At 61.6% G+C, this 21,814-nt stretch carries 21 protein-coding genes; 7 read left to right on the top strand and 14 right to left on the bottom strand.

The window, feature by feature from the left end:
• Positions 1–3: 3 nt before the first annotated feature.
• The 9 genes from VXL81_RS03600 to VXL81_RS03560 all read right to left on the bottom strand — a co-directional run bounded on the left by VXL81_RS03600 (position 4) and on the right by VXL81_RS03560 (position 8,621).
• Positions 4–984 carry a type II secretion system F family protein gene (locus tag VXL81_RS03600; RefSeq protein WP_340544628.1) on the bottom strand — a complete coding sequence of 327 codons (981 nt, stop codon included), beginning with the start codon at positions 982–984 and terminating at the stop codon, positions 4–6.
• Between the two features lie 10 nt (positions 985–994).
• Positions 995–1,963: a type II secretion system F family protein gene (locus VXL81_RS03595; protein WP_340544629.1), complete on the bottom strand. Its 969-nt coding sequence runs from the start codon at positions 1,961–1,963 to the stop codon at positions 995–997.
• A complete protein-coding gene (locus tag VXL81_RS03590) occupies positions 1,963–3,405 on the bottom strand; it encodes a CpaF family protein (RefSeq protein ID WP_340544630.1) in 1,443 nt (480 codons plus the stop codon). The genes VXL81_RS03595 and VXL81_RS03590 overlap by 1 nt, the downstream gene beginning before the upstream one ends.
• Positions 3,406–3,434: 29 nt before the next feature.
• Positions 3,435–4,667, bottom strand: coding sequence for an AAA family ATPase (locus VXL81_RS03585; protein WP_340544631.1), 1,233 nt, complete (start codon positions 4,665–4,667; stop codon positions 3,435–3,437).
• A 204-nt stretch (positions 4,668–4,871) separates the two neighbouring features.
• On the bottom strand, positions 4,872–5,498 hold the full coding sequence (locus VXL81_RS03580; RefSeq protein WP_340544632.1) for an OmpA family protein: 627 nt from the start codon (positions 5,496–5,498) through the stop codon (positions 4,872–4,874).
• A gap of 19 nt (positions 5,499–5,517) precedes the next feature.
• Positions 5,518–6,924, bottom strand: a complete 1,407-nt coding sequence (locus VXL81_RS03575; protein WP_340544633.1) for a type II and III secretion system protein family protein — start codon at positions 6,922–6,924, stop codon at positions 5,518–5,520.
• A 227-nt stretch (positions 6,925–7,151) separates the two neighbouring features.
• Positions 7,152–8,012, bottom strand: a complete 861-nt coding sequence (gene cpaB, locus VXL81_RS03570; protein ID WP_340544634.1) for a Flp pilus assembly protein CpaB — start codon at positions 8,010–8,012, stop codon at positions 7,152–7,154.
• A gap of 156 nt (positions 8,013–8,168) precedes the next feature.
• On the bottom strand, positions 8,169–8,345 hold the full coding sequence (locus tag VXL81_RS03565) for a hypothetical protein (RefSeq protein WP_340544635.1): 177 nt from the start codon (positions 8,343–8,345) through the stop codon (positions 8,169–8,171).
• A 90-nt stretch (positions 8,346–8,435) separates the two neighbouring features.
• Positions 8,436–8,621: a hypothetical protein gene (locus VXL81_RS03560; RefSeq protein ID WP_014873714.1), complete on the bottom strand. Its 186-nt coding sequence runs from the start codon at positions 8,619–8,621 to the stop codon at positions 8,436–8,438.
• Positions 8,622–8,975: 354 nt separating this feature from the next.
• On the opposite strand from VXL81_RS03560, the gene VXL81_RS03555 reads away from it, so the two are divergent.
• Both VXL81_RS03555 and VXL81_RS03550 read left to right on the top strand, forming a co-directional pair.
• Positions 8,976–9,905 carry a lytic transglycosylase domain-containing protein gene (locus VXL81_RS03555; RefSeq protein WP_416552954.1) on the top strand — a complete coding sequence of 310 codons (930 nt, stop codon included), beginning with the start codon at positions 8,976–8,978 and terminating at the stop codon, positions 9,903–9,905.
• A gap of 145 nt (positions 9,906–10,050) precedes the next feature.
• Positions 10,051–10,542 carry a hypothetical protein gene (locus VXL81_RS03550; RefSeq protein WP_416552952.1) on the top strand — a complete coding sequence of 164 codons (492 nt, stop codon included), beginning with the start codon at positions 10,051–10,053 and terminating at the stop codon, positions 10,540–10,542.
• A 71-nt stretch (positions 10,543–10,613) separates the two neighbouring features.
• On the opposite strand, the gene VXL81_RS03545 is transcribed toward VXL81_RS03550, so the two are convergent.
• The 5 genes from VXL81_RS03545 to tldD all read right to left on the bottom strand — a co-directional run bounded on the left by VXL81_RS03545 (position 10,614) and on the right by tldD (position 18,050).
• A complete protein-coding gene (locus VXL81_RS03545) occupies positions 10,614–11,243 on the bottom strand; it encodes a 3-oxoacid CoA-transferase subunit B (protein ID WP_340544648.1) in 630 nt (209 codons plus the stop codon).
• Positions 11,244–11,255: 12 nt separating this feature from the next.
• Positions 11,256–11,975, bottom strand: coding sequence for a CoA transferase subunit A (locus tag VXL81_RS03540; RefSeq protein WP_340544649.1), 720 nt, complete (start codon positions 11,973–11,975; stop codon positions 11,256–11,258).
• Positions 11,976–12,303: 328 nt separating this feature from the next.
• Entirely contained in the window at positions 12,304–14,991 is a 2,688-nt protein-coding gene (topA, locus tag VXL81_RS03535) for a type I DNA topoisomerase (RefSeq protein WP_416552950.1), read from the bottom strand.
• Between the two features lie 113 nt (positions 14,992–15,104).
• A complete protein-coding gene (gene dprA, locus VXL81_RS03530) occupies positions 15,105–16,343 on the bottom strand; it encodes a DNA-processing protein DprA (RefSeq protein ID WP_416540597.1) in 1,239 nt (412 codons plus the stop codon).
• 285 nt (positions 16,344–16,628) lie between these two features.
• Positions 16,629–18,050 (bottom strand): metalloprotease TldD, encoded by a 1,422-nt coding sequence (tldD, locus tag VXL81_RS03525; protein WP_340544652.1) that lies wholly within the window; start codon positions 18,048–18,050, stop codon positions 16,629–16,631.
• 199 nt (positions 18,051–18,249) lie between these two features.
• Here tldD and coxB point away from each other — a divergent pair, with 199 nt between their 5' ends.
• The 5 genes from coxB to VXL81_RS03500 all read left to right on the top strand — a co-directional run bounded on the left by coxB (position 18,250) and on the right by VXL81_RS03500 (position 21,761).
• Positions 18,250–19,089, top strand: a complete 840-nt coding sequence (gene coxB, locus VXL81_RS03520) for a cytochrome c oxidase subunit II (RefSeq protein WP_416552948.1) — start codon at positions 18,250–18,252, stop codon at positions 19,087–19,089.
• Between the two features lie 122 nt (positions 19,090–19,211).
• The gene (gene cyoE, locus VXL81_RS03515) at positions 19,212–20,153 is read left to right on the top strand and encodes a heme o synthase (protein ID WP_340544654.1); all 942 of its coding nucleotides are present in this window, start codon (positions 19,212–19,214) and stop codon (positions 20,151–20,153) included.
• Position 20,154: 1 nt separating this feature from the next.
• Positions 20,155–20,334 (top strand): hypothetical protein, encoded by a 180-nt coding sequence (locus tag VXL81_RS03510; RefSeq protein ID WP_014873724.1) that lies wholly within the window; start codon positions 20,155–20,157, stop codon positions 20,332–20,334.
• Positions 20,334–20,921, top strand: a complete 588-nt coding sequence (locus VXL81_RS03505; protein WP_340544656.1) for a cytochrome c oxidase assembly protein — start codon at positions 20,334–20,336, stop codon at positions 20,919–20,921. The genes VXL81_RS03510 and VXL81_RS03505 overlap by 1 nt, the downstream gene beginning before the upstream one ends.
• Before the next feature lie 24 nt (positions 20,922–20,945).
• Positions 20,946–21,761, top strand: a complete 816-nt coding sequence (locus tag VXL81_RS03500) for a cytochrome c oxidase subunit 3 (RefSeq protein ID WP_340544658.1) — start codon at positions 20,946–20,948, stop codon at positions 21,759–21,761.
• Positions 21,762–21,814: the final 53 nt, after the last annotated feature.

Below are 21,814 nucleotides of genomic sequence, written 5' to 3'. Positions count from 1 at the left end.
GTGTTATTTGCTCATATTGCCCAGATTGGCGATGCCCTGTGCCGAGGGTCCGACCAGAATGATCAGCAGCGGCGGCACCGTCAGAGTCATTGTGGCAAGGGTCATTTTGGTTGGCAACTTGTTTGCGGCCTCTTCGGCGCGCATGACGCGCTTGTCCCGCATTTCGCTGGCATAGACCCGCAGTGCCTCCGCAATCGAGGTGCCGAAGGTGGCGGATTGGATCATCACGGTCACAAAGGAGGACACATCCTGCACGCCGCAGCGGGTGCCCATGTCGCGCATGACCTTATCCTTGTCCTTGCCGGCCTTCATCTCCTGGGCGACCACCTCGAATTCCTCGGCCAGCGCCGGGTAGGAGGCATGCAGCTCCTTGGCCACGCGCACAATCGCCTGATCCAGCGACTGACCTGCCTCGACGCAGACCAGCATCATGTCCAGCGCGTCAGGAAAGCCCGAGGTGATCTCCTGTTTGCGCTCCTCGATGCGGCGGGTGATCCAGTATTTCGGGAGCATATAGGCGGCGGCACCGGGGCCGATGATGCGGATCACCATCTGCTGGCTGTCATATTCCATGTCCGCATTCAGCACGTAGACATAGAACAGACCCGCGGCGAGACCGATGAGGCCAAGGGCGAACTGTGCAAAGTGGAAAAAGCGGACCGAGTCCTTGGACTGATAGCCGGCCTGGCGCAGCTTCAGCTCCATCTTGGAGAGTTCGGCGGCGTCCTGCGGCTCCAGAAAGGAGGCGAATTTCTGCAGCTGCTCGTTGCGATCGGCCTGCCGCAGACGTTCCTTTTTCGGTTTGGTCTGGGTGCTGGCCGACATGCTTTTTTGCAGTTTCTTCAGCGGATCCTCGGGCTGGTTCAGCAGCAGCGGAATCGCCAGCAGGATCATGAAGAGGCCGATCAGCCCGACCACCAGAAGCGGGCCGAAGGGGCCAAGATGGGAGGTCAGCAGGTCGTTGATATCGCTCAGGGATGTCATGATTATTGCCTCACACCTTGATGTTCGTCAGCATCCGCATGACGAAGAGGTTGACGGTCAGCATGGCGCCGACAACAAAGCAGGCGGGAATGAACCAGGGATGGTCGATCACGCTGTCGTAATAGCCCGGATCCTTAGCCAGGATGCCGCCCAGACAGAACAGCGGAAAGCCGGAGAGGAATTTGCCGGACCACTGCGCCTCGGCGGTGATGGCCTTCACGCGGCGGAACAGGCGGAAGCGGGCGCGGATCACCTTGGCCAGACCGGCCAGCACCTCGGCGAGGTTACCACCGGATTGCTGCTGGATGGTGACGGCCACGGCAAGGAAGCGCATGTCCTGCATGTCCAGACGTTCGGCCATTTCCTTCAGCGCCTCGCCGACATCGCGGCCATAGGCGCTTTCGTCGGCGATCACGCCAAATTCCGTGGCCAGCGGGTCTTCGACCTCATTGGCGACGATCTGCACGGCAGAGGAAAACGGATGTCCGACGCGCAGGGAGCGCACCATCAGTTCGACCGCATCGGGCAACTGTTCTTCGATCATCGCCATGCGTTTGGCGGCTTTTTTGTTGACCCAGAAGAACACGGCGCCGACGCCGATGATTACCGAGGCCAGCAGGCGCAGCGGCAGTTCGGCGCTGGTGCCGACGCTGAGACCGACAAAGGCGATGGCCGCGACGCCGCCCATGATCATGATCAGCTGGCGCGGTGAGAAGGCGATGGCCGCCTTCTGAGCGCGTTCAGCCAGAAGGGAATAGAGCGGGATCGACTTGGCGCTCATATGCTGGCGCATTTCCTTGCGCAGCTGTTCCAGCACCTGTTCGCGGTTGCCGCCCTTGTCCATCATTTCCAGACGGCGGTTCACGCGGCTGTTGAGGCTGATGGATTTGCCGAATGTCACCAGGTAGAGACCTTCGACCAGCACCAAAACGCCGATGAAGATCAGGCCGTAGATGATCGGTTCTGCACTCAGTTGCATCAGCGGGCCTCCATCACGGTGGGTTCATAGATCGACGCGGGCAGGTCATAGCCCCAGAGGCGGAAGCGCTCGGAGTAGTGGCTGCGCACGCCGGTGGCGGTGAAATGGCCGATGATCTTGTTGTCGGGTGTCAGACCGACGCGCTGGAAGCGGAAGATTTCCTGCATCGAGATCACATCGCCCTCCATGCCGGTGATTTCGGTGATCGAGGTCATGCGGCGCGACCCATCCTGAAGGCGCGAGGCCTGGACGATGATGTTGACCGCCGATGCGATCTGGCTGCGTACCGCCTTGATCGGCATTTCGATGCCGGCCATGGCGATCATGTTTTCCAGGCGCGAGATGCCGTCGCGGGCGGAGTTGGCGTGGATCGTGGTCATGGACCCGTCGTGGCCGGTGTTCATCGCCTGCAGCATGTCGATGACCTCCTCGCCGCGGGTCTCGCCCACGATGATCCGGTCCGGGCGCATCCGCAGGGCGTTCTTGAGACAGTCGCGGGGGGAAACCTCGCCGCGACCCTCGACGTTGGGCGGGCGGCTTTCCATCCGGCCCACATGGGTCTGTTGCAGCTGAAGTTCCGCCGTATCCTCGATGGTCAGGATGCGTTCGGCATTGTCGATGAAGGACGACAGCGCATTGAGCGTGGTGGTCTTACCAGAGCCGGTCCCGCCCGAAACGATGACATTCAGGCGCGTGGAGACAGCGGCCTGAAGATAGGCAGCCATCTCTTCGGTGAAGGCGCCGAAGCCGACCAGATCGTCAATGCCCAGCTTGTCCTTTTTGAATTTACGGATCGACACCAGCGAGCCATCGACCGCGACGGGCGGCACCATGGCGTTAAAGCGCGAGCCGTCGGCAAGACGGGCGTCCACGTAAGGGTTGCTTTCATCGACACGGCGACCCACGGCGGAGACGATCTTGTCGATGATCCGCATCAGGTGCTTTTCATCCTTGAATGTGACATCCGACATCTGCAGCTTGCCGTCGCGTTCGACAAAAACCTGATGCGGGCCGTTCACAAGGATATCGTTGACCGTATCATCCTGAAGCAGGGTTTCCAGCGGGCCAAGGCCGGTGACCTCGTCATAGAGCTCCTTGGTCAGGGTCTGGCGGTCCTCACGGTTGAGAACGATGCCTTTTTCCTCAAGGATTTCGGTGGCGATGGAGGAAATCTCGGCGCGCAGTTCCGCCTCGCTGGCGCGTTCCAGTGCTGCGAGGTTCAGGTTGTCCAGCAGCTCGCGGTGGAGCTGGATCTTGATCTCACCCATCCGCTCCTTGCGCTTGCGTTCCTTGTCCGCCGGGGCGGCCTCGGCGGGAGTGCCGACCATTGGTCGGCGCATGGAGACGGCCGGGGCGGCTTTTTGCGGGGCGGGCGTGGCCACGGGCGCCGGCTGCGCCGCAGCGCGGGGGGTGGCGGATTGTTTTTTATACTTCGAGAACATGAAAGGAACGCCCCTGGTTAAATCTGGGTTCAGGCCGCCGCAGCGTCGCTTTGACCGAGGTCATGCAGCGATTGGGCCAGTTTCAGAACTTCCTTGCGTAGCGGGTTCTTGGCGGCCGAGCTGGCCAGCGGGGTGCCGTGGTCGCAGGCCTGCGCAACCTGTTTGCCGCCGTCGGGCAGCTGCAGGTCGATGGAAATACCCAAGGATTCCGCCATACGCTTGACGCGGCTCTTGCCGCTGAGGTCGGTGAACTTCGGTGCGCGGTTCAATGCGAAGCGCAGCTTTTCAAACGGCAGCTCCTCCGATTGCAGAGCGCGTTTCAGGCGCAGCGCATTCTGCGCCGACCGCATGTCCAGCTCGACCATGGAGAAATAGACATGCGCCATATTGAGAACGGTTTCAGACCATTGCACCAGCGTGTGGGGCATGTCGATGACGACAAAATCAAAATGGCTGCGCGCCAGCGTTACCACCCGCTCGATATCTTCGGGGGTGATGAATTCCAGCGGGATCATATCCACCGGCGCCGTCAGCACCTGTAGTTTGTCCTCATAGGTGACCAGCGCCTGGCCAAAGATGTCTTCGTCGAGATTCTCGGTATCGCTCAGCATCTCCATCACCACCTCGCGGCGCGGCAGGTCGAGATAGGTTGCGACGGACCCGTATTGCAGGTCAAAATCCAGAAGGCAGACGCGCGGGGTCTCCGATGTGGAAAGCTGCGCCAGCTCCCAGGCGAGGTTCACCGCCAGCGTGGTTGAACCGCTGCCGCCGGCCAGACCGTGGCAGACGATGACCGCGCCGTCGCGCTGGCTGCCGGTTTTCAGAGCGTGCTGCGGTTGGGCGGTGCGTTCGGCCTCGGCCAGGCGCAGCCGTTCGATGGCGGCCTGCAGCTCTCCCTCGGGCAGCGGGTAGGGGATGAATTCATCGGCCCCCTGGCGCAGCAGGCTGTGCAGCGCGGCGGGGGTCACGTCCTCGGCAATCAGGATCACCTTGATATTGCGGGACTTTGCCTCGGTGATGATGGTGCCCATCAATTGCAGATTGTCTTCGTCGGCGCTGTCCAGCGCCAGCGCCACAAACTCCAGCGCTTCGGCTTCGCTCTGGTTGAAGAAGGCCAGCGCCTCGGTAAAGCCGAGATCGCCCCAGGCTTCGCCCATGGTGGCTTCCATGTCTTCGATCAGCAGGTCAAAGTTCTGCACGTCGCGGCTGATCGTGCAGGCAACAATCGCGTTCGCTTCTGTCTGCGGCATACCGCTGCTCATCACCGTAATCCTTCTCTCGGGGCGTGTCGCACCATGTTGGCCAGAGCACGCTAGCACGCACGTCCGGCATTTGGACGCACATTACCTCTTGAGAACAATGTCGGTGAAGATCTGGGCGAGATTGGGGCCAAGGCGGCCCATTTGTGGGGAATTCCTAATGAAGCCTGAACAGGGTTAACCGCGGTCAACCCTGTCGTCCTGCGCTTATTCCAGGGTGGTCCTGATCGACCGTTCGCTGGTCAGAGAGGTGCGTGGCACCGCGCTTTCGACATATTCGCGGTAGATGATCTGCGCATATTTTCCATCCAGAACAGTGGGATGGCGCTTCAGGAAACCGCTGACCTCGGTCACGGTGCGACGGTTGCGGCGTTCGCGGTCGGAGGTGGGGATCAGAGGCTGCGTTTCGCCAAAGGACACAACTGCCTCCAAGCGGCTGCGGCTGATGCCCCGCGAGACGAGATAGGCGACGGCGGCACGGGCGCGGCGCAGGCCCAGGGCCTTGTTGTAGCTGGCAGAGCCGACGGCGTCGGTATGGCCGAAGACACGGAATCGCACCTCCGGGAACTGTCTGATCCAATGGGCCTGCTGATCCAGCACGGCGCGGGCGTTGCCATCCAGCTGCGCGCTGTCAAAGGCAAAGGTGATCGTATTTGGCACCTCCTCGGCAAACCTGGTGGCGAGCTGGATCGCAAAGTCCCGCTCTCCGGCCATCACGGCGGCGTTGGAATTGGTCGCATTGCCAAAGACCGAGCGGTCCAGCGGTTCGCCCGCTTCATATCCGCAGGCGGCCACTGTCAGGGACAGGCCAAGGAGTGCTGCATATCTGATCATCTGCCCCATGTTCCTCTGCTCAATCCATCACATAGCCGTAAGAGCCGTTGAAGTCCTGCTTGGCGACCTCGCTGGCGGGGCCTTTTTGTCCCTTGGCCACGCGGCCCATCAGGAACAGCTCGCTTTCGCTGGGTGGGCGGATCCGATCGGTGGGCAGGCTCAGCGCCTCGCCCCGTGTCGGCGTAACCAGATGGGCGCTGACAATGATCACCAGTTCAGTCTGCGCGCGCTGGTAGTTGGCGCTGCGGAACAGCGAGCCGAGGACCGGCACGTCGCCAATCCATGGCAGCTGCGAAGAGTTGTCGCGGAACTCATCACGGATCAGGCCGGCAATCGCAAAGCTCTCGCCGTCGCGCAGCTCCACCGTGGTGGAGGTTTCGCGCCGCGAGAAGGCGGCAATATTCAGCCCGTTCAGCTCAATCGAGTTGGTGGGATCAATAGCGGAGACGGCGGCCTTCATTTCAAGGTTGATGACATCGGCGTCCACCACCCGAGGAACGAAGTTCAGCTCGATCCCGAAGGGTTTGAATTCAATCGTAATAATGCCGTCTTCCTGTGCGACGGGAATGGGGTATTCCCCCCCGGCGAGGAATTTGGCTTCCTGCCCGGACAGGGCCGACAGGTTCGGCTCAGCCAGGGTGCGCACGACACCTTTCTGTTCCAGCGCCTCCAGCAGCAGGTTCACCTGAAAGGCCCCGGCGTTGAAGCCAAAGACAAAGGCACCGGTGTTGTCGTTGCCCGCAGGGATATTGCCGGACAGGCTGTTGGTCAGCGCGCCCTGGGTGTTGAGTGTGCTGGTGCCGCCGTTGACGCCGACGCTGTTGCCGCCCTTCACGCCAAGCGAGGCGCTGAGCGACTTCGAGACGGTGCGCTGCATCTCGGCAAAACGGACCTTCAGCATGACCTGCTGGACACCGCCCACCGACATCAGGTTGCTGACCCGTTCCGGGGCGTAGCGTTCGGCCAGATCAAGCGCCCGCTGCAATCGCGACGAGCTGGAGACAACGCCGGACAGGACAATACCGTCATTGGCGGTACGGACCTCGATCCGCTCGCCGGGCAGGATCTGCCGCAGCCGCTCCTTGAATTCGCTGACATCCGCGGCAACGCGGACGTCGACATTGGTGATCAGACGACCGGAGGCATCGAGCAGGGTCAGCGTGGTTAGACCCGGCGCCTTGCCCAGCACGTAGATTGTGCGATCCGAAAGCGAGGAGATATCGGCGATGCTGGGATTGGCGATGCTGAGCTCGGAGAAGGGCACATCGCTTTCGACCACGACCGCCCGGTTCATCGGCACCTCAAGATTGGCCGCCGTGCCCTTTTTGACCACGCGCAGGCCATTGCCCCAGGCCGCATCCGCAACCGGGAAACACACCAGCGCGAGCCCGGTGAGGGCCGCCGCTACATACCGTCTAAAAGCCATGTGACCTGCCTTTCCGATCACGCCTCAATACAGGGTCTTATTGCCCAGTGTTTGGGACACTCTGCGCGTATCGGCGAATTTTTGCAAGAATCAAAGGCTTCCGGGATGCAGCGACCGTGGCTGACCTGTGGGGTGACAGCAACAATCACATAAAAACGCCGCCCCGGAGGGGGCGACGTTCGATCTGTTATCTATCTGAAACCTTTGCAGGAAAGGCGCGGTGCTGATCAGTTGGTGCAGGGAATCGGGATCTCTACCACCTCGGCGCCGCGACGGGTGCGGATGGTGCAGACTTTTTCCTGCTCGGCCTGCTGCGGCGCTTCGATGGCGCTGAGCCCCAGCAGGCTGCGCTGATCAACCTCGATCACCGATGCAACCGTGTCGTCACCAGCCCCCACAAGGGAGAGCGACAGACGGCCGGTGGACTGGGCCTGGGCGAGGGCCGCAACCTGCTCGGGGCGGACAGCGGCTGTGACGGTGCGGGCAATCACGGCACCATCCAGATCGCCACCTGCAGTCTGATCCACGGCAATCAGTTCGATATTGGTCTGGATCAGACGGGTGAATTCACCATTGCGGCCACCGGCCTGATCATTGAGCGATCCGGTCCAGTAGACATCGACACGGTCACCGGGACGCAGGAAGCCGGACACGCCGGAGGAGACATCGACGCGGATGGCAAAGGCGCGCATCCCTTTGGACAGGCGCGAGGTGATGCCTGCGTCCTCACCGGGTTTGGTGACTTTGACGGCCAGAATCGCCTCGTCCTTTTCCATGCGGCGCAGCACCACGCGATGATCATCGGGGTATTGCGGCGGGAACAGCGCATCCATGGTCAGGAAGGCGCCTTCGGGAATCGCGTTTTCGGGCCAGCGAACGGAGCGGATATGTTCCTTGGTCAGTCGCTCGCCGTATTTCAGCTGGTCATTGGCGACAAAGATATCGACCAATGGGATGTTTTCCCCCCGCGAGGCGCGCTCACGGGCGAGTTCGTTCTGGTAAGCGCTGATATAGTTCTTGGCCATCATCACAGCCCCCCCGGCGAGGGCGACTCCGACAATGAGGACAAGTCCGAATACTGCACGCATGGTGGTACCTCTCATCAGTTGCGGCCGGCATTGCAGACGCAATACCGGCGCCTGGGTCGGTCAAACCGTTGCCTAAGGCGGACGTTCTGTCCTGTTGCGCGCCTGGCGCACCTTAAATCTCTGTCTGGCTGCCGAGCTGCCTCGGCCACTACCGGATCAGCTGAACGACCAGTTGGTCATATAGGCGGCCAGCAGATCGGCCAGCCCCAATGCGCCATCCTCCATGGAGGCGGCGATCAGAACGACCAATCCGACAATCGCAGCGGTCAGAACCACCCAGTCAACGGTGACTGCGCCGTCGTCTTTGGCAATGAAATGCTTGAACCTGTTCATAATGGACCTCGTAAGCCGAAGGTTCCTTGGGCAAAGGGCCGCGCCTTAGGCAAAAGGCGCGGCCCTCGAACTCGTCAGGTCATAAGCGACTTAGGAGTCGGACGGACCTTTGGTGCCCAGGTAGGAGCCGGTTGCCGAGGTCAGGTTCGACGCGCCGTTTTCGATCGAGGTGTAAACAACACCTGCCAGAGCGGCCACCGCGGCGGTCAGAACAACCCAGTCAACGGTCACGGCGCCAGAGTCGTCTTTACGGAAGTTTTTGATGAATTTGATCATGGTACGTCCCTCCAAAGGATCTAAAAGTGTGTTTCGACCTTGCCGTCCGTTGTGAGCCTGCTCTCTCCTGCTCGGCTCTGTTCGACTTGGTGTGAAGCTATATAGCCAGCGGAGCGTGGCAGGATTTGGGCTGAAACGCGGACTCATTTGCCCTACTTTAACTTTTTGCCGAGTATTCGGGTAAGACATTGAATTTTCACGCTTATTAATTTTACCCCTTGTCAATACCCGTGGCTTCGAGGCGGCAGATCTTGGTAAATATGGCAAAACTGCCAGAATCTGAGGCGCGAAACTGGATTTTTGCCGGGGCTTCGGCGAGTCTCATCTGCGAAAAAGGAGAGGCAGAGCAGCCCCATGAGTCTTCTTCAGTCCATTCGCCGCCGTCTGGTCCGTCTTATTGCGGCTAAGCGGCAGGGCGTGAGCCAGTTGTCGGGCCTGCCAGTCGCGGGCAGCGCAGTCATCTGTGGCAATGTAGCGGCGCTGGTGATTCTGGCGGTGCTCTGGGCTGGCAGCGCGACGCCTGCCCGGTCGCAGGAGTCGGGCAAGGTGACCCCGGCGCCCTTTCCTGAGTTTGAGGCCAAACGCGTGCGCCCGCCGAAACCGGGAACCAAGCAGCGGATTACCATCCAGATTGATCCGCCTGCCGCACCGATTGCGGCGCCTGCCAGTGGCGGCGCGGTTCCGGCTGCTGCTGCGGACAACGGGCGCTACACCGGTTTCTGGCAGGACATCTCAGACAAGCTGGAGGACAGCGGGCCGGGGCGGCTGGCCAAGGCGCTACGGGCGCTGGATGGCGACACCCCGGTTGCCGCCCCCCGGTTGCAGTTGATGCAGGACATTGCCAGCGCGCGGGGAGTGCAGATCCTGACGGCCAGTGTCGGCACGGATGTGTCGCCCGCGCTGGTCCTGGCGGTGATCGCGGTGGAATCGGCAGGCCGGTCCGACGCGGTCAGCCGCGCCGGCGCGCAGGGGCTGATGCAGCTGATGCCGGACACCGCCGCACGTTTCGGCGTTGGCGACGCGCTGGACAGCGCAGAGAATATCGCGGGCGGAGTGAAATACCTGAACTGGCTGATGGGCGAATTCAACCGCGATCCAATTCTGGTTCTGGCGGGATATAACGCGGGCGAGGGCGCTGTGCGCAGCCATGCCGGGGTGCCGCCCTATGCCGAGACGCGCGATTACGTGCCCAAGGTGCTGGCGGCCTTTCAGGTGGCGCGGGGGCTTTGCATGACGCCGCCGGAGCTGATCACCGACGGCTGTGTCTTTCGCCGGATGAACTAGCCGGATCCGATCCCGCCAAACTCTGCGCAGGTCAGGATCAATTTATCGAAAAATATTCGCGCTTTGCCGATGGGATCATTATTCTGCCCGAATTGGCTGATTTATCGCGCCCGTATTCTACCTTGAGTTATTTCGGAGACAGGCATTGGATTTAGGGATTGATCCGACGGCTTTGGCCGCGGGCTCGCATGTGGTGACGGGTAATATCATGATGTTCGGCACCATCGCATTTGTCGGTTTTTTCGGGCGGCTGGTCTTTGTCGCCTTTGGTCCGGGGTTGGCGCAGGCCAATCCGCTCGGACATCTGTCCGGCTTTGGGCATATTCTGGTGGCAGTGGCACTACTTGCCGGGGCGCTGCATCTGTCGGGCAAGACCGTCAAGGCGCAGGTCCTGTTCAAACGTCATCTGGTCGATCCGGTCACCGTCACCCTGCTGGGGCGGGACAGCTGCGATCCGCAGGGGGAGGCCTATTGTGTCATGGTGTTTGAAGATGGCCGCGAGATGAGCGTCAACTGGCATGACACGCGAGTTCATATGTATGAGCTGCTGAACCCTGTGGAGCTGCCGCTGTGGTCGTCGCTGCGGCCGCGCGAACGCCCGGAGGCGGGCACCACAGAAGCGCCAGCCGGCGTCTGAAAGCAGACGGCCCGCCAGCGGAACTGACGGGCCGTCTCATTCTATATGCTTTGGAACCAGCCTTGCGGCGATCAGTTGACGATGGTCGCCTCGGTGGCGGCGCGCAGCTCTTCCTCGCTGACGCCCTCGGCGGTCTCGACGATCTTCAGACCGCCCTCGACCACATCCAGCACGCCGAGATTGGTGATGATGCGGTCGACCACGCCCTTGCCGGTCAGCGGCAGGGTACATGCTTTCAGAACCTTGCTGTCGCCATGTTTGTTGGTGTGGTCCATCACCACCACCACACGGCCGACGCCTGCGACCAGATCCATCGCGCCGCCCATGCCTTTCACCAGCTTGCCGGGGATCATCCAGTTCGCCAGATCGCCGTTTTCGGCCACTTCCATCGCACCAAGGATCGCCATGGCGATTTTGCCGCCACGGATCATCGCAAAGCTCTGTGCCGAGTCGAAATAGGCGGTCTGCGGCAGTTCGGTGATGGTCTGCTTGCCGGCGTTGATCAGGTCGGCGTCCTCCTCGCCCTCAACCGGGAAGGGGCCCATGCCCAACATGCCGTTTTCCGATTGCAGCGTCACGTTGACGCCTTCGGGGATGTGGTTGCTGACCAGCGTCGGAATGCCGATGCCGAGGTTCACATACCAGCCGTCCTGCAGCTCCTGTGCCGCGCGGGCGGCCATTTGATTGCGGTCCCATGCCATGTCGCGGTCTCCTTACTTTGCTGCCGGGCGCGTGGTGCGCTGTTCGATGCGTTTCTCGTGATCGCCCTGAATGATGCGGTGCACATAGATGCCGGGCAGGTGGATCGAATCCGGGTCTAGGCTGCCGGTGGGGACGATTTCCTCAACCTCGGCCACGCAGATCTTGCCGCAGGTGGCGGCGGGCGCGTTGAAGTTGCGGGCGGTCTTGCGGAACACCAGATTGCCGGTCTCGTCCGCTTTCCAGGCCTTGACGATGGCGAGGTCGGCAAAGATGCCTTCCTCCATGATGTAATCCTCCATCGCGCCATCGGGGCCGGTGGGGAACTGCTTTTCCAGCTTGCCCTCGGCAATCACGGTGCCGACGCCGGTCTTGGTGAAGAAACCGGGGATGCCCGCGCCGCCGGCGCGCATACGTTCGGCCAGCGTGCCTTGCGGGTTGAACTCCAGCTCCAGCTCGCCGCTGAGATACTGGCGCATGAATTCGGCGTTTTCCCCCACGTAGGAGGAGATCATCTTTTTCACCTGTCGGGTCTGCAACAGGATGCCAATGCCGAAATCATCGACGCCGGCGTTGTTGGAGGCAAAGGTCAGATCCTTGGTGCCCGCATCCTTGATCGCCTGCAACAGCAGTTCCGGAATACCGCAGAGCCCGAACCCGCCTGCGGCGATGAACATGCCATCGTGCAGAACACCGTCCAGCGCTTCGGCAGCGTTGGAATAAACCTTCTTCATATCCATCTCCCTTGATCATCAGCCAGGTTGGCAAAGTTCTGACCTCCGCCGCAGGCAGAGTCAACGATACGGAGAAAGACAGGTATTTCTACGGAGCGGCCCGCGCCACGGGCCGCCCGGCGCTGCCGACGCCTGCGGCTATATAACCCCGGGCGCCGCGCCAGCGGCGCTATGCCCAACGGGTCGAGGTCCGTCGTCAGACGGGGCTGACCGGGCGGGAGCAGCTGCGATCGGGCCTCGGCGCCAGACCGGGCCGACCGGGGGCGCTGATGGCCGCCGCAACAATGGTCGGGCGGCTGCCACAGGATCCCGGCACCGGCGGAAAGGATCAGCCTTTGTCGCTGCTGGCTTCGGCGGCTTTCTTCTTGGTGGTCTTTTGGGTCGTGGTTTTCTTCGCGGTGGTCTTCTTTGCCGCCGCTTTCTTGGCCGGAGCCTTTTTCTTGGCACCGGATTTGCCGGCCTTCTCGCTGATCAGCTGCAACGCCATCTCGACCATCACATCCTTGGGCTCGACATCCTTCGGGAGGGTCGCATTGACCTTCTCCCATTTGATATATGGCCCGTAGCGCCCGTCCATGATGCTGATGGCGCCGCCGCTTTCCGGGTGCTCGCCAAGCTCCTTCAGCGCCTTGGCTGCGGCGCGACGGCCGCGACCGGGGTTGGCGCGCTTTTCCGCCAGCATTTCAACCGCGCGGTTCATGCCGATCTCAAACACATCGAGTGTCTCCTTGAGATTGACATAGACCGGCTTGTCCTCATCCGGTTTCTGATGCGCGATATAGGGGCCAAAGCGGCCCAGATTGGCCTGAATCACGCCGCCTTCGGGATGTTGGCCAACCTCGCGGGGCAGGGTCAGCAGGGTCACCGCCTGTTCCAGCCCAATCTCATTCGGGCCCCAGCCGGGCAGGAAGTCGCGCCCCTGTTTGGGCAGCGACGAACGCGGCGGCTTCTTGTTCTCGGGCGTCGCCTCGCCGCGCTGCACATAAGGCCCGAAGCGGCCGGATTTCAGGTGGATCTCATCACCGTTGTCTTCGCCCAGGATCCGCTCATAGCCTTCGGCACCCTCGCCGGAGATCGGGCGGGTGTAGTTGCATTCGGGATAATTGCCGCAGCCGACAAAGCCGCCGGTGCGCGAGGTCTTGAGGTGCAGCTGGCCCGCGCCGCATTTGGGGCAGATACGCGGATCGCCGCCATCCTCACGCGGGGGATAAAGCTGCGGCGCAAGTGCTGCGTCCAGCACATCCAGCACCTCGGTGATGCGCAGATCTGAGGTTTCGGCAATGGCTGCCGAGAAATCGCGCCAGAACTTGCCCAGAATATCCTTGTAATCGCGCTGGCCGGCGCTGACGTAATCCAGCTCGCCTTCCAGATTGGCGGTGAATTCATAGCCGACATAGGTGCGGAAGAAATTCAGCAGGAAGATGGTGACAATCCGGCCCTTGTCTTCGGGGAACAGGCGGTTCTTGTCCTTGCGGACATATTCGCGGTCCTGAATCGTGGTGATGACAGACGCATAGGTGGAGGGGCGCCCGATCCCCAGCTCTTCCATGCGTTTGACCAATGTCGCCTCGGTGAAGCGCGGCGGTGGCTGGGTGTGGTGTTGCAGGCCCAGCACGGATTTGCTGTCGGAGAGGATGGCGGCACCGGTATCGGCCTTTTCCGCCTGTGGCCCCAGCGTGGGCGCGAACTTCAGCGCCTCGCCCTGCATGATCTGGGGCAGGCGCTTGTCGTCTTCGTCCACGACATCGTCGCGGCCCTCTTCATAGACCCGCAGGAACCCGTCAAACAGCATCACCTGACCGGTGGCACGCAGCACCACCTGCGCGTCCTTGGAGCCGATATCAACCGTGGTCCGTTCGAGACGTGCGCCTTCCATCTGGCAGGCGAGGGTCCGCTTCCAGATCAGGTCATAAAGCTTGCGCTGATCATCTTCGGAGACCTTCAGGCTCTTGGCATCGCGGCCCATCTCGGTGGGGCGGATACATTCATGCGCTTCCTGCGCGTTCTTGGCCTTGTTCTTGTAGATGCGCGGCGATGACGGCACATATTCGGCGCCGTAGCGTTTGGCGATTTCGGCGCGGGCCTCCTGCACGGCCTCGGGCGCCATGTCGATGCCGTCGGTTCGCATATATGTAATGTAGCCTGCCTCATAGAGGCGCTGTGCTGCATTCATGCACTGCTTGGCGCCCATGCCGAATTTGCGGCTGGCTTCCTGTTGCAGGGTCGAGGTCATGAAAGGCGCGGAGGGGTTGCGGGAGGCGGGTTTAGCCTCGACCGACTGCACCACCATGTCGCGGGTGGCAACTGCCTGAACGGCGAGTTCGGCGGCGGTGGAATTGGCCAGGCTGTATTTGTCCAGCTTGTCGCCGCCCAGAACCGTCAGACGGGCTTCGAATTCCTGGCCGCGCGGCGTTGCAAGGCTCGCCTTTACCGACCAGTATTCCTGCGGGTTGAAGGCTTCGATTTCCAGCTCGCGCTCAACGATCAGGCGCAGGCAGACCGACTGCACGCGCCCGGCAGAGCGGGCACCGGGCAGCTTGCGCCATAGCACCGGCGACAGGTTGAAGCCGACAAGATAGTCCAGCGCGCGCCGCGCCAGATAGGCCTCGACCAGCGGCATATCCACCTGACGGGGGTTCTTCATCGCCTCGGCGACGGCTTCCTTGGTGATCGCATTGAAGGTGACGCGGCTGACGGCGGTGTCCTTCTTGATCGAGCGGCGCTTGGTCAGCGCTTCCTGCAGGTGCCAGCTGATCGCCTCGCCTTCGCGATCGGGGTCGGTCGCGAGGATCAAGGCATTGTCGTCTTTCAGCGCGTCGGCGATGGCCTTGATGTGTTTGCGGCTGTCGGCGCCAACCTCCCAGGTCATCGCAAAATCATCGTCCGGTTCGACCGATCCATTCTTTGCAGGCAGGTCGCGCACATGTCCGTAGGAGGCCAGAACCGTGTAGTCTGAGCCAAGATACTTGTTGATTGTCTTGGCTTTAGCTGGGGATTCTACAACAACAACGGGCATAAATTCGAAAACCTCTATGGGACGGGCTGCGGGCGCTCTATGGCGGGGCAACATGTGGGGTGCAAGGGGAGATTGTCAATCCGGCATCGAATGACCGGGGGCTGATGCGTCAATCAGCGCTGGGGCTTGGGCGTGGCCGTGCTGTCTGACGTCGCATCGAAATCACTGCGAACCAGCATTCCGCCCGCCGCGCGGGCCACGGCGCCGGACAGCTCCAGATCGGTGAGCGCCGGTGCCAAATCACGCGAGGGGATCGCCAGATCGCGGACCAGTTGATCCTCCGCCGTCGGGGCGGGGCCGAGCCGGTCGAGGATCTGTTGGTGCAGCGCTGCGGTGTCGCGCAGATTGCGCCGCTCCTTCGGTGGTGGCGGCAGTTCGGTGAGGCGGGCACTGGCGGCAGCCTCCGGCGGTGGCACCGGGCGATCCGACAGTTCCGCCACCACACGGTGCGACAGATCCATTGGCGGCAGCGCCTCGATCACGTCCTGCGCGTTGCGCACCAGCTGGGCGCCGTCGCGGATCAGCATGTTGCAGCCAGCCGCGCGGGCATCAAACGGATGGCCGGGCACGGCCAGCACGTCACGGCCCAGATCCAGCGCATCGCGCGCGGTGATCAAAGAGCCGGATTTGGCGGCCCCCTCGACAACCACCACGGCCTGTGCCGCCCCCGCGATAATGCGGTTGCGGGCCGGAAAATGCCGGGCTTTCGGTGACATGCCCGGCGGGTGTTCGGAGATCATCAGCCCCTGTTCGGCAATATCCCCGGCGAGGCGGGTGTTTTCGGTCGGGTAGATGACATCAACACCACCTGCCATCACCGCGCAGGTGCCGGTGCGCAGGGCCGCCATATGCGCGGCGGTGTCGATCCCGCGGGCCAGCCCGGAGATGATGCAATAGCCCGCTTCGCCCAGGTCCCGTGCCAGCGCGCGGGCCATGCGTACCCCCAGGGAGGAGGCGTTGCGGGCGCCGACGATGGCGATGGTGGGTTGGTGCAGCAGGGCCGGATCGCCAACAGCCCAGAGCAGTGGCGGGGCGTCGCGCAGCGCGGCCAGATGTGAGGGATAATCGGCCTCACCAAAGCACAAAAGCCGCGCATTGGCGGCTTCTGCGGCCTTGATTTCGGCGAGTGCCGCATCGACAGAGCATGTTTCATACCCTTTAATGCCAGCGGCGCGTGCCATTTCAGGCAACGCGGATAGCGCGTTCTGCGCTGACCCATATTTCGCGAGGAGACGGTGAAACGTCACCGCGCCAACACGTCTTGAGCGCAACAGGCGGAGCCAGGAAATCCGAATATCTTCCGTGGTGGGTGGGAGTGGGGGGTGAGTGGAAGAATGTGCTTCTTCGGTCATCCTGCGCTCCGCCTTGTTGCAAGACTATGATTAGCTCTTGAGTGGTTAACAGGTGATGAACATAGAGAATTAAAGGCAATATTTTTAAAAAACTCAATTCTAACACGTTCTACTGCAAGTAAAATTTCGCAACCTTTGGGCGTTTGACCGTGCTGCGGGGGGCCTTGCAGGGCCGCTGTGAGACCGCTGCAAATCGTAAAATCAACGAAAAATGCCGCCGAGTCGGTTGGTTAGCGACACGGCGGCGATTCTGATCTTAGGTCTGATGCGTATGGGGGGATGAGGTCAGGTGGCGGAACCGCCAACGGTCAGCCCGCCCATCAGGACCGTGGGTTGCCCCACGCCGACCGGCACCCATTGCCCCTGCTTGCCGCAATTGCCCATGCCGGGGTCCAGCGCCATGTCATTGCCAAGCGCGCGGATCTTGTTCAGGGCCGTGGCGCCATCGCCGATCAGGGTTGCCCCCTTCACCGGTGCGCCGACCTTGCCGTCCTTCACCCGGTAGGCCTCGGTGCAGGAGAAGACGAATTTGCCATTGGTGATGTCCACCTGACCGCCGCCAAAGCCGACTGCCCAGATGCCATCCTTGATGGAGGCCACCAGATCGTCCGGGTTGGCATCGCCGCCCAGCATATAGGTGTTGGTCATCCGTGGCATCGGCGCATGGGCATAGCTCTGACGGCGCCCGTTGCCGGTGCTCTCCACCCCCATCAGCCGGGCGTTCTGTCGGTCCTGCATAAAGCCGACCAGCTTGCCGTCCTCGATCAGGGTGGTTTTCTGGCTGGGGGTGCCTTCGTCATCAATGGTGATGGAGCCGCGTCGGTCCGGGATGGTGCCGTCATCCAGCACGGTCACACCCTTTGCCGCGATCTGCTGGCCCATCAGACCTGCGAAGGCCGAAGAGCCCTTGCGGTTGAAATCGCCTTCCAGCCCATGGCCGATGGCCTCATGCAGGAGAATACCGGGCCAGCCGGGGCCAAGCACCACATCCATTTCCCCGGCCGGGGCGGGCACCGCCTCAAGGTTCACGCAGGCAATACGCAGCGCCTCGCGGACCTTGGCCTGCCAGTCTGCGGGCGCGACCAGACCATCCAGCCCGACGCGGCCACCGCCACCGGCGGAGCCGCTTTCGCGTCGACCGTCCTGTTCCACGATCACCGAGACATTGAGCCGGGTCATTGGGCGCACGTCCCGCACCCGGGTGCCATCGGCGCGCAGGATCTCCACCTCCTGAAGCGAAGCCGCCAGCGCGGCAGAGACCTGCACCACGCGCGAGTCCTGATCGCGGGCAAAGGCGTCGATCTCGCGCAGCGTCTCTACCTTTACGGCAAAGGGCATAGCGCCAATCGGATCATCCTCAGTATAAAGTCTGGTGTTGGTGCGCACCGGCGGCGGGGCCATGGTGCCGCCGCCATCGCCCACGGCGAGCCGCGCGGTCTCGGCCGCGCGCTTCAGACCGGAGATCGAGACATCGGTGGAATGGGCATAACCGGCCACCTCGCCATTGACGGCGCGCAGTCCGAACCCCTCGGCAGCGTCATAGCTGGCGTTGCGCAGCCGCCCATCGTCGAACACCAGCGCCTCCGACTTGCGCCGTTCGACGAAAATCTCGCCATCATCGGCCCCCGCGAGTGCCTGACGCAGCACCCCCAGGGCCTCGTCCTCGGGCAGGGTGGTTTCAAACGGGCGGAAGGCTGCGGTATCCATGGTTTGACCTCGGTTTTTTTGATCTAAATCAAGAAAGCGACGCTTTGACGCGAGCATTCCTCTTTAACTGCACGATGGAATATGATTTTTAGCAGCGTCAAAGACAACGGGTCCGGCGCGTTTTGTGGAATCAAACTTCCGACATAGGACGTCGGCGCAGGAATAACTCGATCAACCGATCAACTGATCAGGACATGACATGAAGAACGCTTTGATGCTTTCAGGCCTTTTTTCGGGCCTCTCGAGCCTTCCAGCTATCGCGCAAGACGGTCTGGAAACCATTGGCAAGCCGGTTGACGGCGGCCTCGGCTTCCAGCCCGCGGCGACCGAGCTTGCCGAAGGCATCCATTCTCTGGATTACATGATTCTGGTGATCATCACCGCTGTTTGTGTATTCGTCGGCGGGCTGCTGCTCTATGCGATCTTGCGCTTTAACCGTCGCGCCAACCCGAATGCGTCACAGTTCACCCATAACACCCCGATTGAAATCGCCTGGACCGTTGTGCCGATCCTGATCCTCGTCTTCATCGGGTCCTTCTCGCTGCCGGAACTGTTCCGCCAGCAGGAAATCCCCGAGGGTGACATCACCATCAAGGTGACCGGCTACCAGTGGTACTGGGGCTATGAATATGTCGACCACGAGTTCGGCTTTGAAAGCTTCATGCTGGCCAAGGAAGATCTGGCTGCCAACGGCTATGCCGAAGACGAGTATCTGCTGGCCACCGACACCGCCCTTGTTGTTCCCGTTGGCAAGACCGTCGTGATGCAGGTGACCGGCGCGGACGTGATCCACTCCTGGACCATCCCGGCCTTTGGTGTGAAGCAGGATGCGGTTCCGGGTCGTCTGGCCGAACTGTGGTTCAAGGCTGACAAGGAAGGCATCTACTTTGGTCAGTGCTCCGAACTCTGCGGCAAGGACCACGCCTATATGCCGATCACCGTGAAAGTGGTGAGCCAGGAGGCTTATGACGCCTGGCTGGAAGGCGCGATCGAAGAATACGCCGGTCTGCCCCAGTCCTATCAGGTCGCCTCCAACTGAGCGACACGACAGGCGCTTGCCGTCGGGCGGGCGCCGCCTAGCTATCACGTGAAATCGGATCGGGCCGCGCCACGTCGCGCGCCCGCTTTGGCAAAGATTGTTCACGATCAAAAGAGAGCACCATGACTGACGCAAGCATCAACGCCAGCACCGTCCAGCAGGGGGACGCGGAGTTCGGGGATTATTTTGCCCTGCTCAAACCGCGTGTCATGTCTCTGGTGGTGTTCACGGCGCTGGTGGGTCTGCTGGCCGCGCCGGTCGGGGTGCACCCTGTTATTGGTTTCAGCGCCATCCTGTTCATCGCCATCGGTGGCGGTGCCTCCGGCGCGCTGAACATGTGGTGGGACGCCGATATCGACCAGGTGATGAAACGCACCAAGAGCCGTCCGATCCCCGCAGGCAAGGTCGAACCGGGCGAGGCACTGGCGCTGGGGCTGGCGCTGTCGGGCCTGTCGGTGATCATGCTGGCGCTGGCGACCAACGTGTTTGCCGGGGCGTTCCTCGCATTCACCATCTTCTTCTATGTGGTGATCTACACCATGTGGCTGAAACGGGCGACGCCGCAGAATATCGTCATCGGCGGTGCCGCGGGGGCCTTCCCGCCGGTGATCGGCTGGATTGCGGCGACCGGCAGCATGGCCGTTGAACCCTGGCTGATGTTTGCTCTGACCTTCATGTGGACGCCGCCGCATTTCTGGGCGCTGGCGCTGTTCATGCGCTCGGATTATGACGATGCGGGCGTGCCGATGCTGACCGTGACCCATGGCCGCCGGTCGACCCGCAAACATATTCTGATCTACACCGCCCTGCTGGCCCTGCTGGCTGTTGGCACCGCCTTCTCCGGCGTTGGTGGCCCGATCTATCTGGTGGTGGCGCTGGTGCTGAACGCACTGTTCCTGCATGGCGCTTGGAAAATCTCGCGCCGCGATGAAGACGACAGCGAGGCCGACAACTTCAAGGTGGAGCGCAGTTTCTTCAAGCTGTCGCTGCTCTACCTGTTCCTGCATTTTGGCGCGATCCTGGCCGAGGCGGTTCTGAAACCCTACGGATTGGGAGGCTGGTAATATGAGCCTGCGCAAAGAACATGAGCTGCACCAGAGACGTAAGGGACGCAATATCGGTGTCGGCGTTCTGCTGGGGTCTTTTGTGGTGCTGGTGCTGGCGCTGACCATCGTCAAGGTCACATCGGCGGGGTTCAAATTCCCGAACACCTCCGCCGCAGAGCAGAGTGAGGGGCAGGGCTGATGGCATTGCAGGGACCACAGAAAACCGTCGTACAGCTGGTTGGTGTTGTTGTCCTGATGGGCGGCCTCGCCTGGGCATCGGTGCCGTTCTATGACTGGTTTTGCCGGGTGACCGGCTTTGGCGGTGTGACGGGCGTTGCCGAGAAGGGGTCGGATACCGTTCTGGATCAGACCATCACCGTACGCTTTGACGCCTCCAAGGAACGCAACATGCCGTGGGAATTCACCCCGGTTGAGCGTGAGATGAAGATCAAGATCGGCGAGACAGGGCTGGCTTTCTACGAGGCCTACAACCCCACCGACCGCCCGGTCGCGGGTCAGGCATCCTATAATGTGACGCCTTATTCGGCTGGTGCCTTCTTTGAGAAAATTGCCTGCTTCTGCTTTGAGGAGCAGGTGTTGCAACCGGGGGAGCGGGTCGAAATGCCCGTGACCTTCTTTGTCGATCCCGAAATTGTCGAGGATCGTGACGGAAAATACGTGCATACGATCACGCTGTCGTACACATTCTATGAAATCGATCTGCCAGAAGGGTATGCCGCCCTTGAAACCGGTGATACAGCCGGGGCAGGCACAAACACGAACTAGGCCGCTTTGGTGAGGGACACTTAAATGGCGCACGCTAAAAATCACGACTATCATATTCTTCCGCCGTCGATCTGGCCTCTGCTCAGCTCGCTTGGCACGTTCATCATGCTGTTCGGTGCGGTTCTGTGGATGCACGGGATCACCGCCTATGCGTTCTGGGGCGGCTTTGTCATGGTGGTCTACAGCGCCTATGCCTGGTGGGCAGAGGTTGTCGCCGAGGCGCGCCAGGGGGATCACACCCCAGTGGTGCGGATCGGCCTGCGCTATGGCTTCATCCTCTTTGTGATGTCCGAAGTGATGTTCTTCTTCGCCTGGTTCTGGTCGTTCTTCAAACATGCGATCTACCCGATGGAGACCTATGTCGGCACCGCCTATGCAGCGCCCGAGATCTACCCGGTCGATGCTTTCCACCTGCCGCTGATCAACACGCTGGTGCTGCTGCTGTCGGGCTGTGCGGTGACCTGGGCGCACCACGCGCTGGTTCACAACAACGACCGCAAGGCGCTGATCCAGGGTCTGGCCATCGGCATCGTTCTGGGCATCTTCTTCACCTTCCTGCAGGGCTATGAATATGCTCACCTGCTGCACGAAGGCTGGCAGTTCGGCGGCGATGAGTTCTACTCGAACTTCTTTATGGCGACCGGTTTCCACGGTTTCCACGTGATCATCGGCACCATCTTCCTGACCGTCTGCCTCATCCGCGCGATGAAGGGGGATTTCACCCCCGAGCAGCACGTGGGTTTTGAAGCCGCCGCCTGGTACTGGCACTTCGTTGACGTGGTCTGGCTGTTCCTCTTCGTGGCGGTCTACGTCTGGGGCACCGCCGGTCTCGCCCACTAAGGGCATCGCCCGAATTGTAACGGGTACAGGTTTAAGGTTTCGAATCCCGACCT

It is taken from the genome of Phaeobacter sp. JH204B, from assembly GCF_048055755.1.
Lineage (GTDB): Bacteria > Pseudomonadota > Alphaproteobacteria > Rhodobacterales > Rhodobacteraceae > Phaeobacter > Phaeobacter bryozoorum.
The sequence above is the reverse complement of the archived record's forward strand: the minus strand, read 5'-3'. Positions and strand labels throughout refer to the sequence as shown.

Bases quoted from the DNA above. Each gene is read 5' to 3' on its own strand.
- VXL81_RS03600 (WP_340544628.1), bottom strand. From the start codon at position 984: ATGACATCCCTGAGCGATATCAACGACCTGCTGACCTCCCATCTTGGC.
- VXL81_RS03595 (WP_340544629.1), bottom strand. From the start codon at position 1,963: ATGCAACTGAGTGCAGAACCGATCATCTACGGCCTGATCTTCATCGGC.
- VXL81_RS03590 (WP_340544630.1), bottom strand. From the start codon at position 3,405: ATGTTCTCGAAGTATAAAAAACAATCCGCCACCCCCCGCGCTGCGGCG.
- VXL81_RS03585 (WP_340544631.1), bottom strand. From the start codon at position 4,667: ATGAGCAGCGGTATGCCGCAGACAGAAGCGAACGCGATTGTTGCCTGC.
- VXL81_RS03580 (WP_340544632.1), bottom strand. From the start codon at position 5,498: ATGATCAGATATGCAGCACTCCTTGGCCTGTCCCTGACAGTGGCCGCC.
- VXL81_RS03575 (WP_340544633.1), bottom strand. From the start codon at position 6,924: ATGGCTTTTAGACGGTATGTAGCGGCGGCCCTCACCGGGCTCGCGCTG.
- cpaB (WP_340544634.1), bottom strand. From the start codon at position 8,012: ATGCGTGCAGTATTCGGACTTGTCCTCATTGTCGGAGTCGCCCTCGCC.
- VXL81_RS03565 (WP_340544635.1), bottom strand. From the start codon at position 8,345: ATGAACAGGTTCAAGCATTTCATTGCCAAAGACGACGGCGCAGTCACC.
- VXL81_RS03560 (WP_014873714.1), bottom strand. From the start codon at position 8,621: ATGATCAAATTCATCAAAAACTTCCGTAAAGACGACTCTGGCGCCGTG.
- VXL81_RS03555 (WP_416552954.1), top strand. From the start codon at position 8,976: ATGAGTCTTCTTCAGTCCATTCGCCGCCGTCTGGTCCGTCTTATTGCG.
- VXL81_RS03545 (WP_340544648.1), bottom strand. From the start codon at position 11,243: ATGGCATGGGACCGCAATCAAATGGCCGCCCGCGCGGCACAGGAGCTG.
- VXL81_RS03540 (WP_340544649.1), bottom strand. From the start codon at position 11,975: ATGAAGAAGGTTTATTCCAACGCTGCCGAAGCGCTGGACGGTGTTCTG.
- topA (WP_416552950.1), bottom strand. From the start codon at position 14,991: ATGCCCGTTGTTGTTGTAGAATCCCCAGCTAAAGCCAAGACAATCAAC.
- dprA (WP_416540597.1), bottom strand. From the start codon at position 16,343: ATGACCGAAGAAGCACATTCTTCCACTCACCCCCCACTCCCACCCACC.
- tldD (WP_340544652.1), bottom strand. From the start codon at position 18,050: ATGGATACCGCAGCCTTCCGCCCGTTTGAAACCACCCTGCCCGAGGAC.
- coxB (WP_416552948.1), top strand. From the start codon at position 18,250: ATGAAGAACGCTTTGATGCTTTCAGGCCTTTTTTCGGGCCTCTCGAGC.
- cyoE (WP_340544654.1), top strand. From the start codon at position 19,212: ATGACTGACGCAAGCATCAACGCCAGCACCGTCCAGCAGGGGGACGCG.
- VXL81_RS03510 (WP_014873724.1), top strand. From the start codon at position 20,155: ATGAGCCTGCGCAAAGAACATGAGCTGCACCAGAGACGTAAGGGACGC.
- VXL81_RS03505 (WP_340544656.1), top strand. From the start codon at position 20,334: ATGGCATTGCAGGGACCACAGAAAACCGTCGTACAGCTGGTTGGTGTT.
- VXL81_RS03500 (WP_340544658.1), top strand. From the start codon at position 20,946: ATGGCGCACGCTAAAAATCACGACTATCATATTCTTCCGCCGTCGATC.